Source organism: Enterococcus malodoratus, assembly GCF_027659535.1.
Taxonomy (GTDB): domain Bacteria; phylum Bacillota; class Bacilli; order Lactobacillales; family Enterococcaceae; genus Enterococcus_A; species Enterococcus_A malodoratus.
Genome location: NZ_JAQDPG010000003.1, coordinates 250,364 through 267,948, shown reverse-complemented (window position 1 = coordinate 267,948; position 17,585 = coordinate 250,364). Strand labels below are relative to the sequence as shown.

Genomic DNA, 17,585 nt, shown 5'->3' with positions numbered 1-17,585 from the left:
ACTTTAGCTAAAAATAATAATATTGAATCACCATGATGATGATCAGAACTATTATCCCCGGCAAATAATTTGAGACTCGTATTTTGGTCAGCTTCATAACGTTTAAACCGATCGCTAAGATCATTAAACCACCGATGGCGCTGATTTCGTTCATCAAACTATCCAATAATTCTTTTGGCAAATAACGGACGATGATACTTGCAAAGATCGTAATCGCTCCTTGATAGATCAAAACTGGAAAGGCTGAGAAAAGAACGCCGATACCCAGCGAGGCCGTCAACATGATCGACATGAAACCATCCATTACAGCTTTTGTGAATAAGGTTTGATGGCTGCCGGAAACACCGCTTTCGATCGCTCCGATAATCCCCATAGACCCAATGACATAAATTAAGGTAGCTGTGACAAAGCCCTCAGCAAAATTACTATTGCCGCGAGCGAACCGGTTTTCTAAAAATAAACCCAAGCGAGTCATAGAGTCTTCGATTTTCAAAAACTCTCCGATCATTCCGCCAAGGCAAATACTAATAATAATGATAATGAACGAACTTGCCTGCAAGGACATCTGAAGGGCCAAGGCAATAACCCCCAAAGAAATTCCTTTTGTTACCGTATCTTTTGTTTGCTCTGTGATGTTCCGCAGAACCACACCAGAAAAACTCCCAACAATGATCGCGAGACAATTTACGATCGACCCCAACAACATAGCCTTCACCCGTTTCTATGATTTCGATTAAAATACAATGAAATGTTATTTAGACATCATCTTACCACGAGTAAATATTTTTTTGAATAGCAATACTAAAAGAAAAGACTGTAAGCATCATCCATAAAAAGGAGATGCTTACAGTCTGGCAGACAAAACGATTTTGTCCTTTTTCAATATTAACTGTTAGACGGCTTTTTCTCGTTCGCGTTTGGCAAGGGCAGGCATGATAAAACCTAAACCAATCAATACAACAATTCCGACAACATTGATGATCAATTCATGCCAGAATAAGCTTGAACCGTAAGCCGCGTCTTGCGGTAAAATACCGAATAAGGTGGCGATAATAGTAACGACCAAACACCAAGCACCAACGAAGACTGCCATTCGATCATTTTTGATAAAGATGTAATCTGATTGGAATTTCCGACTATCTAAACGAATTTTTATGAAGGCATAAAAGATCCAACAGGTTACACCTGGAGAAATGATCCCATTAAGGTTTAACAGCCAGTTAAAAATATCGTTCATTTCAGGTAAGAAAACACCTAATAATAAGATAAAAGCACTCAAGGCAGTTGTTAAAATGTAGCCATTGATCGGCAGACCATCATCATTCAACTTAGTTAATTTCTTCGGCATGAATTGTTTCCCCGTATCAGAAATCAGCATGCGAGTCATAGCGTCTAGTAAAACGGCAAGCAGCGCACACATATATATAATTTGAGTGACGGCGAAAACATACATCAACGTGTTACCTAAATGGAAGAATTCACCCAAACGTTGGAAGGCATAGTAAGAACCATTCATTTTTAAATTATTTGGCAGATGATGAGCGTTAAAGAAGACACCTAGTGAGAATGAGCCGAAGACAGTTAGGAAAATTGTCATGACCGTCAGCATAATCATAGCTTTCGGAAATTCTCGTTGCGGTTTACGCATCCGTGTCACAAAGGGGGCGACTAATTCTGCGCCATTGATAGCGTAAATCAGCAGTCCAATCGTCGTTAAATAATGGAGGTCAAACTTCGGTATGATCGCTCCCAGATTCATGGGCTGTGTCTCAATATGACCGTTCGGCATAAATAATGAAGCGAAGGTCATAAAGACAAATAAGATCGCCATGATGAACATTGCCCCGCCGCCTAATGTACTCAAAACCTCCAAAGATTTTTTAAAGTGGCGCTGCAAGAAAATAAAGGCTAAGAAAACACAGAAGGTCAACAATGCAAACATGGAATTGGACATCTTATCTTCCATTGAATCATTCCCGTTGATCAGCCAGCCGAAGCCGACAACAACAGCATTTGCAGTATCAACTACGTAGGGGATTGAGGCTGCCCAATAGGTCCAAGCAGTAAAATATCCTAAACGATCGCCGCTGGTTCCCCGAACCCACGAGGTTAGTCCGCCACCTTCATGATTAAAAACTGATCCCAATTGTCCAACCATTAAAGAGTAGGGAATCACATATAATAGCAGTAAAATTATCCAAGAAGTAATAACGCCTAATCCTTGATTGGCAAAGTTATAGATAATATCGTCAAAACCAATGACAGTAACAAACGACATCATGGCAAGTATCGGCCATGAGATAAAACTTTTCTTTTCCTCGATCATATAAGTTGCTCCTTTTAGATAGAATTATTCAGCCGAGCAGCCAATGATGGAGGCTTATTTCGATAGGTCACGAAGATCCCCTTCCTGTTCACAAAATACGATCTATCATCCCATAAAAAAATAAAATGCGCCAATAAAAACTGTTTTTCATCGTTAGTTTAGCATAAATAATTAGAAAGTTAGAATGCCAATCAGTAAAAGCTCTTTCTGTTCATTCCAGCTCTTTTTGGCTATACTAGATTTAGTAGAAAAGGAGGGCATTAAGTATGAATGAATTTTTTGCCGAAGAAGAAATGGAAAAATCGGAAGAAAAGAATCCGATGATGTTAAAATTATTGAAACAACGGACGATCCTGATTTATGGTGAAATCAATCAGGAGTTGGCGAAGACGGTGACAGAACAATTACTTTATTTGTCAGCAGCCAGTGATGAACCTATTACTATGTTTATCAACAGTCAAGGCGGTCACGTTGAATCCGGCGACACGATCCATGACATGATTCGCTTTATTAAACCAAAAGTAAAAATGATCGGAACAGGCTGGGTCGCAAGTGCGGGGATTACCATCTATCTAGCAGCAGATAAAAAAGACCGCTACAGTCTACCGAATACGCGCTACATGATCCATCAGCCAGCTGGCGGGGTTCAAGGTCAATCGACTGAGATTCAGATTGAGGCCAAAGAAATTTTACGTATGCGCAAACGTGTGAATAATTTGATCGCTAAAGCGACTGGTCATACATTGGAAGAAATTGAAAAAGATACTGACCGCAATTTCTGGTTATCGGCCGAAGAAGCAAAAGATTATGGAATTGTCGGAAAGATTATTGAATCCGACACAGGAATTAAATAAGAAGAATGTGAAAGGTTGGCGTAAGCCAACCTTTTTTTATATTTTAGAAGACAATTTGCTTTTTTTGAAGAAAAAGGAATAGACAAGAAAAAGTGAATCTGCTAAGGTTAGAAGAAAAATAAAATTTGATGTGAAAATTCTAAGGAGGAACAAATTTTGGGTGCTAAATTAAAAGAGTTAATGGGATTGCCTTCTTTACGTGAAGCTCAGTTAATGAGTGGGCAAAATTGCTTGAATCAGACGGTGACATCCTTAACCTTTCTGGATATCGCGAATATGGATGATTACGCTGCTTTGCTTGAGACAAATGAATACCACTCTGGTGAATTGGCACTGACTTCCTTTTTCAACATCAAAGATGACGTAGCGAAGCAATGTGAAACGATTCGCCGTTTACATAAAATGGGCGAACTGGGAATTATTCTTTATTACGTGGGAGTTGTCCTTCCAAGATTATCTTCCGAGGTTATTAAGACGGCGGAGGATTTAGATTTTGTGATTATTCAAATGCCGAAAAACCAAAATCAGATTCGCTATAGCGAAGTGATCGTGGAAGTGATGGCCGAAATTTTAAAAGAACGCTCGACAGAAAATCTTGTGAATGAGGTTTTAGAAAAAGCTTCATTATTACCAGAACACTTACGAACCGTTGAGGTGACGTTGAAGCTGCTCTCGGATCTGTTACGAACGAATATCATTTTGACGAATCCTGATAATGAAGTGATCAATCAGATCAAATGGCCGCGAAATTCTTCTGTAGATTTAGAACGCATATTGCGCCGGGTTGTTGTGGAGGATGGCGAACAAGTTCAAAAAAATGATTTTGCGATATTTTATAAAGAGCTCTACCACAAAGAGAACGGGGTATTGCGTTTTTATTTATTGAAAGAACATGATCTTTTGACCGAAGCTGAATGCGGCCAGTCCGTGGAATTATTGCAAGTTGCAATGAATTTGTGGGGAAAGAAGCATGGAGAAGTGAGCGAGTATGCGCTCGTACAGGCCATTTTAAATGATGAAAGTGAGAAAATGTATCGACTAGCCAATCATTTGAAGGTGGACGTCAAGGGGATCGAGTTGATGTGGCTGCTGCAAGTGAATGATTTGAGAGAAGAAAAGAAGCTGAAGCAAGACATCCTTGCCTATGCTTCAAAATTCTACAAGACCTGCGTAGCACAATTAATGGATGATCAATTGATTGTGCTGTTGGGAAATTATTGCCATACTGATTCTGAATTGGAACTGGGGGAAGCCTATCTGCAAACAAGTCCTTATCAAGACATGATCGACAGTATCGTTTTGTGCCCACGTTTACGGAACACGACCGAGGTACGAACGACGTATCAATTAGTGAACAAGGTTGCTTTGCAACTGCCTAAACTATTTCATGGGAAGAAGAGTTTTTCCATCAGTGAGATCCGTCAAGTCGTATGTGCGAGTAAATTGATTCAATCTGGTGAGGCTGAAGTCGAAGAGACATTGAGTGTATTGGCTCCAATCATGGACAGCAAAGAGCAGCTAATGACGTTGTGCAGTTTTTTATTGGATGCAGGGGCGGACTTTCAAGTTTGCAGCGAACAATTATTTATCCATAAAAATACGGTGAAATATCGGATTAAAAAGATCAGCGAAGCATTGGGCTATAATGTTATGCGTTTTTCAGAGAGTTACGAATGCTATCTGGCGTGTTTGACCTATCGTTTAATCAGTCTATAAAAGCCAAATGAAAAGCAGCTCGAATGACGAGCTGCTTTTTATAGTAACGTTAATAATTCATCAATATCTGCTTGTTTTGTTGCCCAACTGGTAGCGAAACGAACTACAGTATGTTCATCATCGTACTGCTCCCAGAAACTGAAGGCGACAGCTTCTTTCAATTCTTCCATTTGCTTATTTTCCAAGATAACGAACTGCTGGTTGGTAGGTGAATCCAGATAGAAACGGTATTTTTTTCCTACTAACCCTTTTTTCAAACGCATAGCCATATCGATCGCATGCTGACTGATTTTAAAATATAATTGATCAGTAAATAGGGTATCGAATTGAAGTCCCAAAAGCCGCCCCTTAGCCAGCAGCGCCCCCTGTTGTTTCATGTGAGCGATAAAAAATTCGGGTAAGTTGTTTTTGGTGAAGACGATTGCTTCTCCCAAAAAGGCCCCAACTTTAGTGCCGCCAATATAAAAGACATCACAGTATTCTGCAATCAGCGGCAGTGTCAAATCAGATTCAGGACTTGCTAGTCCATAGCCTAACCGAGCACCATCTAAAAAGAGTGGAATTTCATTTTCGCGGCATACCTCAGAAATATTTTTTAGTTCTTCTTTGGAGTAGAGTGTGCCGTATTCTGTTGGATAAGATAAGTAAACCATTCCTGGAAAGACCATGAACTCCCGATTATCATCTGCCCAAAATTGTTCGAGATATGCACGGATCTGTTGTGCAGAAATTTTACCATTCGTTTGCGGCAGGCTTAAAACCTTATGACCGGAAAACTCGATTGCTCCTGTTTCATGAGTAGTAATATGACCTGTTTCAGGAGCGATTACACCTTCAATTTTTTTCAATAAAGAAGCAATGACTAAAGCATTGGTCATCGTTCCGCCGGCGATAAAGAAGATATCGGCTTCGGGGCAGAGACAAGCTTGACGAATTTTTTCGATTGCTGAGGCAGAATATTTATCCCGACCGTAGCCGCTTAGCTTTTCCTCATTCGTTTCAATCATCCGCTGCAAGATTTTTTCATGTGCGCCTTCTAAATAATCACTTTCAAAATTTAGCATAAAGACTCCTTTCTTAATTATTTTCATTGTAGCAGATTAGCAGCGTACAAAAATAGCCAAAAAAACTTGTGAGCAAATTTTACTCACAAGTTTTTACTAATTAAATTTCAATGGTTTCTCCAACAGCCATAACTTTACCAATCGTATCTGGCAGTAGTTTAACAAATTCTTCAGGATCTTGTTTTATAACAGGAAAGGTATTGTAATGGATTGGTACGACTTGTTTGGCCTTTAAGCGTTTAGCTGCACTGGCTGCTTCATGTGGTCCCATCGTGAAATTATCCCCGATTGGCAAGAAGGCAATATCGATATCGAAGGCATCACCAAAGAGCGCCATGTCACCAAAGTTCGATGTATCGCCAGCATGATAGATTGTTTTTCCCTCCGCCTGTAAAATAAATCCAGCGGCTTCGCCCATGTAAAGCATCTGTCCATCGACTTCGTACCCTGAGCTATGTTGAGCATGAACCATCTTTACTCGGCCGAAAGGAAAATCAAATTTTCCGCCAATATTCATTCCGTGGGTCTTTTTCACACCGTTTCTTTCCGCAAATTTACAGATTTCAACAATACTGATAATTGTTGCATCGTTGCGTTTAGCAATCGGAATCATATCACCGATGTGGTCACTGTGTCCGTGTGTGACTAGTATCCAATCAGTCTCTACTTTATCCGCTTGTAAATCGGTTAAAATATTTTCGGAAATATAGGGATCGAATAATAATTTTTGTCCATCTTTCATTACGATCGATAAGACTGAGTGACCATGATAAGTAATTTTCATAGTACTTCCTCCTCTTTATACATCTTCATTATAGCGAACTCCTATAATAATAAGTAAGCTTTTGCTTTAAGCTGAACTCGTATAAAATGTAGGGATAAGAAATAAATCAGTCACTATTTCGCAGTGACAGTTTAATATGCTAAATGATAACGGTTGATGCGTGCTTATTAATCCGGACTAAGCCAAAGTTGAATGGCAGATAGAACTTCATTCTCGTTTCCTACGCCCAATTCTTACAGACATCGATCCATTGCTTGTACTGGGTATATTTTTCTAATTCGGGTATGGTCAATTCGATCGCATTGTTCGAATTACCGCAAGCTGGAAAAACGCTCTCGAAGCGTTTCAAGGATTCGTCTAGATACACTTCGATGTCTGAATTGATTGCAAAAGGACAAACACCTCCGACCGGATGTCCAATGATCGATTCAACTTCCTCTGTTTTTAGCATCAAAGCTCGTTCACCAAAAGCCGCTTTGTATTTAGCGTTGTCAATCTTCGCGTCACCAGCAGCGACAATCAAGATATTTTTATCTGCTTTTTTTTGTTTAAAAGACAGTGTTTTGGCGATACGCTCTGGAGCGCAGTTCAAAGCTTGAGCGGCCAATTCGACCGTCGCACTCGAGACAGGGAATTCTTGAATGCGTTCGGCCATCCCATACTGTGAAAAAAATTCTTTTACAGCTTCAAAAGACATATAAATTCCTCCTAGTTTTATTAATTAAATATGATACACGCTTTACTGAACGCAGTAAATGATATTTGTTAGAATAGAAGAAGAGTTGCTTACGGGAGGAAACGGACATGAAAGAGGACAAGAAGAAATTAATTGCAAAAGTTGCTTACATGTATTACGAACAAGAGCTGACTCAGGCTCAGATCGCCAAAGAATTATCCATCTATCGTACAACGGTCAGCCGCATGTTGAGTCAGGCTAAAACAGAAGGTATCGTGGAAATTAAAATCAATCATTTTGATGCCGGATTGTTTGAGCTGGAGGAGCAGTTGAAGCATTCTTTTGGATTGACTGCTGTTGAATTGATACCAACGGAAATTGATGCCAGTGAAGAAGCGAAGGAAGAGCAGTTAGCGGAAGCGGCAGGGGCTTGGATTCGCCGCCAATTATCAGATGAAATGGTCATCGGATTGTCATGGGGAGCCAGTGTCGGTAACGCAGTGAATAAAATCGATCCGAAACAGTTATCTGATGTTTCGGTTGTTCCTGTAGTTGGAGGTCCGAGCCATATTAATTCGCGTTATCATGTCAATACGCTAGTCTACGAACTGGCAAGGAAACTAAATGGACATAGTTTATTTGTGAATGCCACCGTGATTCAAGAAACAAAAGAGTTGGCCGAAGGAATCTTTAATTCAAAATATTTCCATGATTTAAAAGAATATTGGAAACGACTTGATTTGGTTATCGTAGGTGTCGGCGGTCCCTTGAGCTATCATAAAAGTCAGTGGCGGGATTTATTATCGCCAGCAGACTATGAGGAGTTAAAATTGCGGGAAGCTGTTGGGGACTGCTGCTGCCGGTTCTATGATAGCTATGGAAAGCTATTGAATGGTGCGCTGAATCAGCGGACGATCGGCTTATCTTTAGAAGAATTGGCTAGAGTTCCACAATCGGTGGGAATCGCTCGTGGAATTTCAAAGGCTCGTTCCATCGTACCATTGCTAAAAAAAGGCTATCTTAAAACATTGATTACTGATCAGGAAACAGCTCAAGAAATTTTACGTTTAAACCAGCGAAAGTAGTTTTTCATAAAAAAATGCACATTTGTGCGATTACGCTGAAATATTCAGCAACGAAAGGCTTGATACAAAGCTTTTCGTTTTTTTTATGCTATGAATGCGGAATTTTTTTTTCTGTGATGCTATGCTTGGTCTATAGAAAAGAGTAAGGGAGTTTTCAAAAATGGAATTTATGCTAGATACAGCCAATATTGCTGATATTAAAAAATTCGCTGATTTTTTACCGATCGCCGGTGTTACATCAAATCCTTCGATCGTGAAAAAAGAGGGAAAAGTTGACTTCTTTCAACATATGAAAGAAATACGTACCATCATTGGTGAACAACGTTCATTGCACGTACAAGTTGTAGCAACAGATTATGATGGAATCATCAAAGATGCGGAAACGATTTTGGCGAATATCGACCAAAAAGTTTTCATTAAGGTTCCGGTTAATGAACCTGGATTGAAGGCGATTAAGGAATTGAAGCGCCGCGGGATCAACGTGACTGCTACCGCTATCTATACAAAGTTCCAAGCATACTTAGCAATTGCGGCTGGGGCTGACTATATCGCACCATACTTCAACCGAATGGAAAACTTGAACATCGATCCGCGTGAAGCAATTTTTGAAATGGCAGAAGAAATTGCACGTACAAAGAGTGAGACCAAAATTTTAGCTGCCAGCTTCAAGAATGTTGGTCAAGTCAATGCTGCTTTAGAAAATGGAAGTCAAGCTGCAACAATGGGTGTTGATATCATCCAACAAGCTTTAGCAATGCCTTCAATTGCTCAGGCAGTAACTGATTTTACTGGTGATTGGGAAGCTATCTTCGGTGAAGGAACAACAGTCGCTGACTTATAATAGGATTAAAAACAGACAGGTAACGCTGTCTGTTTTTTTTTGCTTAAGCCAGTTGAAATTGGAGTTTTGAGTTGTTGAATGCTGCACGGGTTACTAGGTGGAACAAGCTGAGCATTTTTCAACGAGATTTGCCAGTTGAAATGCTATCCTAAAGCTGAGGTGAGTGCGATGCATGAGATTCAAAAAGAATGGGCGCAGTGGAAGTATTTTGTCATGGCGCGATCACAAAAAGAGTATTTAGCATTGCGTCAGCTGTTTTCTGGAAATCAATGGTCGGAAGAAAAAACGAAACAGTTTTATCAACACTTGGACAAAGTGAGAGAATTGCCGGTTGATTTAAAGGCGCGGCGAAATGCCTATGAACATGTCTGGGGCTATTTCAAAAAAATAGCGACGGTTGAAGAAAGGCAAAAATTTTTTGCTGTTTTAGACGGCATGACCGAAACCGAGGATAAAGCACGAATATATTTAAAAATATTGGCGGAAAAATATCAGGTAACTTATCTTTTAGAGTCTCACTTATTTGATTAAAGCAAATTGTTTCTGATTTTTTGATCCTGCTTCTATAATGGGCAGATATGGAGGGATGTATGAATGGAAACACGCGCAGTTGTAATTGAACAATATGGTCATTCGGACCAGTTAAAGGAAAGTAAAGTAACCTTGCCGGAATTAGGCGAGCATCAGGTTTTAGTCAAAGTCAAAGCTACCTCAATTAATCCAATCGATTGGAAATTACGTGAGGGGTATCTAGCACAAATGATGCCTTGGGAGTTTCCAATTATTTTAGGATGGGATGTTGCGGGTGAGATTGTCGAGATTGGTTCAGAAGTAAGTGATTGGCACGTTGGACAAACCGTTTTTGCGCGACCAGAAACAACGCGTTTTGGAACCTATGCGGATTACACGATCGTTGATGATCATTTATTGGCAAACAAACCAGGCTCTGTTTCATTTGAAGAGGCAGCGGCGGTTCCTTTGGCAGGCTTAACTGCCTATCAAGCATTATTTACTCATGGAAAACTACAAGCAGGTGAAAAGGTCTTGATCCATGCTGGTGCCGGCGGTGTTGGTATTTATGCTATCCAACTAGCAAAAAATGCCGGAGCAACTGTTATCACAACAGCAAGTGAGAAAAATCATGCGTTGTTGAAAGAGCTAGGTGCAGATCAAGTGATCGATTATCATACTACTGATTTTTCAGAAGTGTTAGAAGATATTGATCTAGTATTTGATACAATGGGCGGCGATGTTCAAGCAGACAGCTTTAACGTTTTAGATGAAAAAGGTCGCTTGATTTCAATCGTCAGCCAGCCGGATGAAGAGTTGGCCAAGCGTGTTGCAGTGGCAGAAAGTATCTGGCTGCAGCCTGATGGCAAGCAATTACAAGAGATCGCAGATTTAATGACTGAAGGAAAAGTGAAAAGTATCGTTGGACATACTTATCCACTTACGGCAGAAGGCGTAAAAGAAGCACATGAATTGAGTGCGACTCATCACGCAAAAGGAAAAATTGTTTTAATCAATGACTAAAAGTAAAAGGTTGTACCAGAAATTTTGGTACAACCTTTTTTTGGATTTGACAGTAGATATATTTCTCGGTATCGTTAAAATAAAATGAAAACGCTTCTATTGAATAGGACATTAAATAAGGAGGAATAGTATGAGTGAAATTACAAACAGTATTGCCTTTTTAAAAAAGCAGAAATGGATTGATTTGAGTCACAGTATTTATGGTGGGATACCTTATTTCCAATCATTTCAACCAATGCAGGAAAAAACACTAGTAACGGTTAAGAAAGATGGCTTCTTCGCGAAAGAATATCAGTTAGTCACGCAATATGGGACACATATCGATGCACCTGTACATTTTGTCGAGGAGCGTGCTTCTGTCGATCAATTGCCGATCAATGATTTTTTACTGCCGTTGATTGTTATCAATAAAGAGCGGGCGGTTGAAGAGAATCCAGATTATTGCCTGACAGTGGAGGATATTCGGACTTTTGAAGCAGAACACGGGAAAATTCCAGCGGATAGCTTTGTAGCGTTTGCGAGCGGCTGGTCTAAACGCTGGCAAGACCCAGAGGCTTTTTACAATGTTGATCAAACTGGGCAGGCGCATACACCAGGCTGGTCGTTAGAAGCTCTGAAATTTTTACATGAAGAACGCAAGGTGACAGCAGTGGGTCATGAAACATTGGATACTGATTCGGCTGTTGATTGTACAAAAAATGCGGGATTAATTGGTGAACTGTACTGGTTGCAGCAAGATAAATTTCAGGTGGAAGTGTTGAATCGACTGACAGATCTTCCGCCAATTGGCGGCGCAATTTCGATTGGGGTGCCGAAAGTCAAAGATGCTCCAGGTTTTAATGTCCGTGCTATTGCGATCATTCCAGCAGAATGAAGGGCCTGAAACAACAGAAAAACAAGGTCTCGTTTAAAAAACGAAACCTTGTTTTTTTAGAAATTCGCTGGTGTTTTGACGTCGTGGAAATTCAAAATGTTGATGAACCTTTTCCGACCAGTTGGTTTCTTGTACATTGGAACGGCGTCCATGATAATAAGCCGTAGTTTCTTCGTCGTAACTATTGATTAATTCAGGAGTCAGTGATCGATAGGTATTGGTTCCAAGTACAGCATTGACTGGCATTCGCGGCTTAACTTCATTTTTTACAGCGGGATAACCAATGAACATGCCAAAAACGGGATAAGTCAATTCGGGCAAATCAAGAATTTCCTTCATTTGAAACAAGTCGTTCCTAATTCCACCGACATAGCAGATTCCCAAATCAACAGACTCAGCATAAACGGCCATTGATTGAGCAGCCAAGGTAGCATCTACAATTGCAACAACCAAGGATTCCATTGTACGCAGGTACTCCATCGAATCTTCTTTTAGAGTTAAAACATTTGCGTGCTTATTCAAATCAGCTACAAAAATATAAAATTGGCCGTTGTTTCCATTGTCTACCGGGAAATTAGCAATTTTTTCAATCGCTTTTCTTTTCTTTTGATCGGTTATCTCGATCAACGAGAAGGCTTGTAAAAAGTTAGAGCTGCTGGCACTTTGAGCGGCTAAGATCAATCGCTCTTTTAATTCTGCTGATAACTCCTGCTGAGTAAATGAGCGGACCGACGAATGATGGATCATTGTTTCAAACAAATCCATAGAAAAACCTCCTGATTTTGTTAGATTACTTGTCATCCTAAATGAAGGATCATAGTTGAATTTATCATAGAAAAAAAGTGATTAGAAGTAAAGAGTTCTCGGATTGTTGACAATCGATAAGCCTATTTGTTAAGAACGGAAAGACTTCATTTTGTGAAAAAGCTAGGTGTTCAGTATTTTTGATCGTTAATAATATTTACACAAAAGCGTCAAGCTTCAATAAACAGAACCGAAGAATTGTAAAAACACGAACGTTTGGTTAAAAAAACACGATTTTATTAATAAAATTCTAATTGTTTTGCCATCTCTGTGCTATAATGAGAAACAATTATCTGAAGGGAGTTATGCAAATGCGTGGCGTAGTAACGGTTATCGGAAAAGACAAGGTTGGCATCGTCGCAGGTGTCAGTCAAAAATTAGCGGAACAAAAAATTAATATTCTAGATGTCTCTCAAACAATCATGGGGGATTATTTCACAATGATGATGTTAGTGGACTTAACCAATGCTGCAGAAGATTTTGAAGGGGCACGGGAACAACTTCATGAATTAGGTAAAACTTTAGGTGTGAAGATTAGTATTCAAAATCAAGAAATTTTTGACACGATGCATAAATTATAAGGAGGACTCTTTGTGGAGATCAATCAAATACTAGAAACGATTCGAATGATCGAAGAAGAAAACTTGGATATTCGGACGATTACCATGGGGATATCATTGCTAGATTGTATTGATAGCGATAGTGATCGCGCCTGTGAAAAAATTTATCAAAAAATTACTACAAAAGCGAAAGACCTTGTTAAAGTTGGTGAGGCGATTGAAGCAGAATACGGTATTCCAATCATTAATAAACGTATCTCTGTTACACCAATTGGAATAATCGCTGCGGCGACACCTGATACAGATTATGTGAAATTTGCTAAAACATTAGATAAAGCAGCCAAGGCTGTAGGGGTGAATTTCTTAGGCGGATTCTCCGCATTAGTAGAAAAAGGCTATCAACATGGGGACAGAATTTTAATAGACTCTATTCCTCAGGCTTTAGCCGAGACCGATTTTGTCTGTGCTTCTGTTAATATTGGTTCAACGAAAGCTGGAATTAATATGGATGCAGTGGCGCATATGGGACAAATTGTTAAAGACACGGCAGAGGCCTCTGACTTAGGCTGTGCTAAACTTGTTGTTTTCGCCAATGCGGTTGAAGATAATCCATTTATGGCCGGAGCTTTCCATGGCGTTGGCGAAGCTGATTGTGTCATCAATGTTGGTGTTAGCGGACCGGGTGTAGTGAAACGCGCGTTGGAAAAAGTTAAGGGTGAATCCTTTGATGTGGTTGCTGAAGTTGTGAAGCAGACGGCTTTTAAAATTACACGCATGGGACAAATGGTTGGGAAAATCGCTTCTGAACGCTTGGATGTTCCGTTCGGTATCGTCGATCTATCATTGGCACCGACACCGGCAGTTGGAGATTCGGTTGCGCATGTGTTAGAAGAAATGGGACTAGAAACAGTCGGAACCCATGGAACGACCGCTGCATTAGCATTACTGAATGACGCAGTAAAAAAAGGCGGAGTAATGGCTTGTAATCACGTGGGAGGATTATCGGGGGCATTTATTCCTGTCTCAGAAGATGCAGGCATGATCGATGCGGTTAATAACGGTTCGTTAACGATTGAAAAGCTGGAGGCTATGACCGCGATTTGTTCGGTTGGTCTTGATATGATTGCGATTCCTGGTGCTACACCTGCAAGCAGTATTGCTGCGATGATTGCGGATGAAGCGGCCATCGGAGTGATCAATCATAAAACGACCGCTGTTAGAATCATACCAGCGAAAGACAAAGTAATCGGAGAGATGGTTGAATTTGGCGGCCTATTAGGAAGGGCGCCTGTAATGGCAGTTAATTCGGCAGGCTCTGATGATTTCGTTGCTCGTGGCGGACGCATTCCTGCACCGATCCATTCATTTAAAAACTAACTGTATGCTACTAAAGAGTTTCCTAAGACAGGAAACTCTTTTTTGTGGATAGAATTTTTCGTGCCAGTCATGAAAATGTTTTGTGTTAGAATGAAATGGATGAAAAAACAGGAGTAGATAAATGAAAAATAAAACGTATCTAAAGGCAAGTTTCCGCGAAATCATATATTCAAAAGGACGCTTTATTTCAATCGTTCTGATTATACTATTAGGCACATTGCTGTATGTCGGGATCAAAGCTACAGGCCCGATCTTGAATCAATCTGCAAGTCAATATGTTGATAAGCAGGAATTATCGAATCTGCAAATCATTTCAACTGGCGGATTGACAGAAGAGGATGAAAAATTAGCAGAGGAAATTCCCGGAGCCAAAGTCGAGAGTGGTCATCAGCTTTTTTATGCAGATCGTGCTAAGAATCAAGTGGTCAAATTATATTCTTACGACAAAGCAAATCAGCAGAATCAATTAATTCTTAAAGAAGGACGGCTGCCGAAAAAAGAGAATGAACTTGTTTTGGATGTTAAAGCCAAAGAAGAAGGCTATCGTCTAAATCAAAGCTACCAGATCAACCAATCCGATCAATTGAAACGCAAAAAGTTTAAAATCGTAGGCTTTGTACAATCACCAGTCTATATAAGTACGGAAGAACGCGGATTATCCAACGTTGGAAACGGCAGTGTAGATTTCTTTGCCTATTTGCCAGAAAGCAATTTTACGAACGAAGTAAAATCGGTCATCTATGTTCGCTTTGAAAATGTCCACGGAAAAGGGACCTATGGTAAAGCTTACGAAAAAATGATGGATAAAAATATCGAGAAGGTCGAAAAAATCTTCGCCGATCGGCCGAAAGAACGGGCAACAGAAATCAAAGAAGAAGCAGATAAAGAATTGCTGCCGAAAAAAGCGGAAGTAGCGGACAATCTCGCAAAATTGGATGCTGGTCAAAAAGAGCTGGACCAAGCTAAACGACAGCTAGAACAACAGGCGGCTATGATGCCGACTGAAAATCCACAATTCACACAGGCTCAAGCAGAATTAGCACAGCAGCAACAGGCACTTGATAGCAATCGAGCGACTTTAGTCTCGGCGCAGCAAAAAATTAGCGATAGCGAAAATGAAATCAATGAGTTAAAAACGCCCAGCTATTCTTATGATCAGCGAGCGGATAATCCGGGTTTTCAAGAGTATGGTGATCTTTCCGATAGAATTGCGGCGATTGCCAATGTCTTCCCAGTCTTTTTCTTTTTTATCGCGGCCTTAATCACATTTACAACGATGACTCGAATGGTGGAAGAAAACCGCCGAGAAATTGGTACGTTAAAGGCATTAGGCTATTCACGTTTTGAAATAGCGATCAAGTATATTATTTATGCTCTATCGGCGGCCGCTATTGGGATTGTTTTGGGTTCCGTAATTGGTACCCATACGCTGCCGCGATTAGTTTTTGAGCTTTCAAGTGATCGTTACAATTTCCCAGGAGTAACAGCTTTCTACTTATCACGTCCGATCATTCAAGCAACGGTCGCTTTCTTATTCGCCAGCTTGGGTGCGGCGTTACTTGTCTTGTTAAAGGAACTGCATGAAAAGCCAGCAGAACTATTACAACCGAAGGCGCCGAAACCGGGCAAACGAATCTTCTTAGAACGGATCAAGCCAATTTGGTCACGGATGAGTTTCAATTCAAAAGTTAGTTATCGAAATCTATTTCGTTATAAGTCACGAATGATTATGGCCGTGATCGGAATCGCTGGTTGTGCGGCGTTGATGGTTGCGGGAGTGGGTTTGAAAGATTCGCTTAGTTCTGTCGGTGACAAACAGTTTGGACCAATTATTGATTATGATGCAATCGTTACACTAAAAGATCAGCCGGATAAGGCGGCAGTCGAAACAATTTTTTCGGATAATAAAAAGATTACGAGTGATTTGGCTACAATGAATCAAACAGTCGAGTTGAAACAAAAAGGACAAGCCAATCAAAAATTGACTATGATGGTACCCGATGATCGTCAAAAATTTGAAGAGTACCTTCATTTAAAGAAACAAGGAAAAATTTTCTCATTACCTAATAATGGCGCCGTGATCACGCAAAAAATGGCTGAGTTATTTGATTTAGTGAAAGGTGACAACTTAACAGTCTATGATGAAGATCAGCAAACCTTTAAAATAAAGATTGCGAATATCACGGATAATTATTTAGGAAACTTCCTATACTTATCAAAAGATTATTATCAAAAGGCTCGAGGAAAAGATTTCGTCGCAAATAGTTATTTATTGAAAAGTAAAAAGTTAACCAATGCGGAAGAAAAAGAGTTGTCACAAAAACTTTTGGGATCAGATCAGGTGACGAATACGTCGTTTATGTCTACTCAAATCGAGACCCAAGAACATTCGATGGATAATCTCGATGGGATTGTTTGGATCTTTGTCGTCCTATCAGGTCTGTTGGCGTTTATCGTGTTATACAATTTGACCAATATAAATGTATCTGAACGTTTGCGCGAATTATCTACGATCAAAGTATTGGGCTTTTATGATCGAGAAGTCACTTCTTATATTTTCCGTGAAAACTTTGTCTTTACGATATTAGGAATTTTGTTTGGTTATGGTCTAGGAATTGTTTTAACGAAGTTTATTTTAGTACAAGCGTCGATGGAGACGATTACCTTCCCATTAGTGGTTCGTTCAGGTGCATATCTCCTTTCAGGCGGACTAACGATTCTTTTCTCCGTGATCGTGATGATCGCAACGCATTTTCGTTTAAGGCATATAAATATGATTGATGCGCTAAAATCGAATGAATAAATTCTTAATAAAAAAGCGTTGACAAAAATTTTTTGCAAGTCTATGCTTTAGTCAATAGTTGAATGCAGTGAGAAGGACAAGAATTGATTTTGTACTCGCCACAAGAGAAAGAAGCCACGGCTGGAAGCTTCTGGTTGAGGAAATCAGTTTACAACCTTTGAGTGACCTAAAAAGGTCCGGCTGATGCCCGTTACGCATCTTACGAGCCAAAAAGGTGTATACTTTTTGGGAACTTGGGTGGTAACACGTTTATTCACGTCCCTATTTGATAGGGACGTTTTTTTATTG

At 40.0% G+C, this 17,585-nt stretch carries 16 protein-coding genes; 10 read left to right on the top strand and 6 right to left on the bottom strand.

Annotation, left to right across the window (positions count from 1 at the left end; genetic code table 11):
- Nucleotides 1–7: 7 nt before the first annotated feature.
- Nucleotides 8–706, bottom strand: coding sequence for a DUF554 domain-containing protein (locus PGP85_RS07220; protein ID WP_090403083.1), 699 nt, complete (start codon nucleotides 704–706; stop codon nucleotides 8–10).
- Between the two features lie 186 nt (nucleotides 707–892).
- Nucleotides 893–2,326 carry an amino acid permease gene (locus PGP85_RS07215; RefSeq protein WP_270326798.1) on the bottom strand — a complete coding sequence of 478 codons (1,434 nt, stop codon included), beginning with the start codon at nucleotides 2,324–2,326 and terminating at the stop codon, nucleotides 893–895.
- 266 nt (nucleotides 2,327–2,592) lie between these two features.
- Here PGP85_RS07215 and PGP85_RS07210 point away from each other — a divergent pair, with 266 nt between their 5' ends.
- Together PGP85_RS07210 and PGP85_RS07205 are read left to right on the top strand one after the other, a co-directional pair.
- A complete protein-coding gene (locus PGP85_RS07210; RefSeq protein ID WP_197957602.1) occupies nucleotides 2,593–3,180 on the top strand; it encodes an ATP-dependent Clp protease proteolytic subunit in 588 nt (195 codons plus the stop codon).
- A 156-nt stretch (nucleotides 3,181–3,336) separates the two neighbouring features.
- Complete coding sequence (locus PGP85_RS07205) at nucleotides 3,337–4,896, top strand: PucR family transcriptional regulator (protein WP_010740838.1); 1,560 nt, start codon at nucleotides 3,337–3,339, stop codon at nucleotides 4,894–4,896.
- 38 nt (nucleotides 4,897–4,934) lie between these two features.
- Here PGP85_RS07205 and PGP85_RS07200 read toward each other — a convergent pair whose 3' ends face one another.
- The 3 genes from PGP85_RS07200 to PGP85_RS07190 form a co-directional block, all read right to left on the bottom strand.
- Nucleotides 4,935–5,960, bottom strand: coding sequence for a threonine aldolase family protein (locus PGP85_RS07200; RefSeq protein ID WP_270326793.1), 1,026 nt, complete (start codon nucleotides 5,958–5,960; stop codon nucleotides 4,935–4,937).
- Nucleotides 5,961–6,060: 100 nt separating this feature from the next.
- Nucleotides 6,061–6,744 carry a metal-dependent hydrolase gene (locus tag PGP85_RS07195; RefSeq protein WP_270326791.1) on the bottom strand — a complete coding sequence of 228 codons (684 nt, stop codon included), beginning with the start codon at nucleotides 6,742–6,744 and terminating at the stop codon, nucleotides 6,061–6,063.
- 220 nt (nucleotides 6,745–6,964) lie between these two features.
- Entirely contained in the window at nucleotides 6,965–7,441 is a 477-nt protein-coding gene (locus PGP85_RS07190; RefSeq protein ID WP_010740835.1) for a YbaK/EbsC family protein, read from the bottom strand.
- Nucleotides 7,442–7,548: 107 nt separating this feature from the next.
- Here PGP85_RS07190 and PGP85_RS07185 point away from each other — a divergent pair, with 107 nt between their 5' ends.
- From PGP85_RS07185 to PGP85_RS07165, 5 genes are all read left to right on the top strand, one after another.
- A complete protein-coding gene (locus PGP85_RS07185; protein ID WP_270326790.1) occupies nucleotides 7,549–8,505 on the top strand; it encodes a sugar-binding transcriptional regulator in 957 nt (318 codons plus the stop codon).
- 160 nt (nucleotides 8,506–8,665) lie between these two features.
- Nucleotides 8,666–9,346, top strand: a complete 681-nt coding sequence (locus PGP85_RS07180) for a fructose-6-phosphate aldolase (RefSeq protein WP_010740833.1) — start codon at nucleotides 8,666–8,668, stop codon at nucleotides 9,344–9,346.
- A 168-nt stretch (nucleotides 9,347–9,514) separates the two neighbouring features.
- Entirely contained in the window at nucleotides 9,515–9,877 is a 363-nt protein-coding gene (locus PGP85_RS07175) for a DUF1722 domain-containing protein (protein ID WP_270326788.1), read from the top strand.
- 63 nt (nucleotides 9,878–9,940) lie between these two features.
- Nucleotides 9,941–10,879: an NADP-dependent oxidoreductase gene (locus PGP85_RS07170; protein ID WP_270326787.1), complete on the top strand. Its 939-nt coding sequence runs from the start codon at nucleotides 9,941–9,943 to the stop codon at nucleotides 10,877–10,879.
- Between the two features lie 130 nt (nucleotides 10,880–11,009).
- Nucleotides 11,010–11,753 (top strand): cyclase family protein, encoded by a 744-nt coding sequence (locus tag PGP85_RS07165; protein WP_270326784.1) that lies wholly within the window; start codon nucleotides 11,010–11,012, stop codon nucleotides 11,751–11,753.
- A 33-nt stretch (nucleotides 11,754–11,786) separates the two neighbouring features.
- Here the strand turns inward: PGP85_RS07165 and PGP85_RS07160 are convergent, their stop codons facing one another.
- The gene (locus tag PGP85_RS07160; RefSeq protein WP_270326783.1) at nucleotides 11,787–12,518 is read right to left on the bottom strand and encodes an NADPH-dependent oxidoreductase; all 732 of its coding nucleotides are present in this window, start codon (nucleotides 12,516–12,518) and stop codon (nucleotides 11,787–11,789) included.
- A 350-nt stretch (nucleotides 12,519–12,868) separates the two neighbouring features.
- Here PGP85_RS07160 and PGP85_RS07155 point away from each other — a divergent pair, with 350 nt between their 5' ends.
- The 3 genes from PGP85_RS07155 to PGP85_RS07145 all read left to right on the top strand — a co-directional run bounded on the left by PGP85_RS07155 (nucleotide 12,869) and on the right by PGP85_RS07145 (nucleotide 17,297).
- Nucleotides 12,869–13,138, top strand: coding sequence for an ACT domain-containing protein (locus tag PGP85_RS07155; protein WP_010740828.1), 270 nt, complete (start codon nucleotides 12,869–12,871; stop codon nucleotides 13,136–13,138).
- Nucleotides 13,139–13,150: 12 nt separating this feature from the next.
- Nucleotides 13,151–14,494: a PFL family protein gene (locus PGP85_RS07150; RefSeq protein ID WP_251866158.1), complete on the top strand. Its 1,344-nt coding sequence runs from the start codon at nucleotides 13,151–13,153 to the stop codon at nucleotides 14,492–14,494.
- 121 nt (nucleotides 14,495–14,615) lie between these two features.
- Nucleotides 14,616–17,297 (top strand): ABC transporter permease, encoded by a 2,682-nt coding sequence (locus tag PGP85_RS07145; RefSeq protein WP_270326780.1) that lies wholly within the window; start codon nucleotides 14,616–14,618, stop codon nucleotides 17,295–17,297.
- Nucleotides 17,298–17,585: the final 288 nt, after the last annotated feature.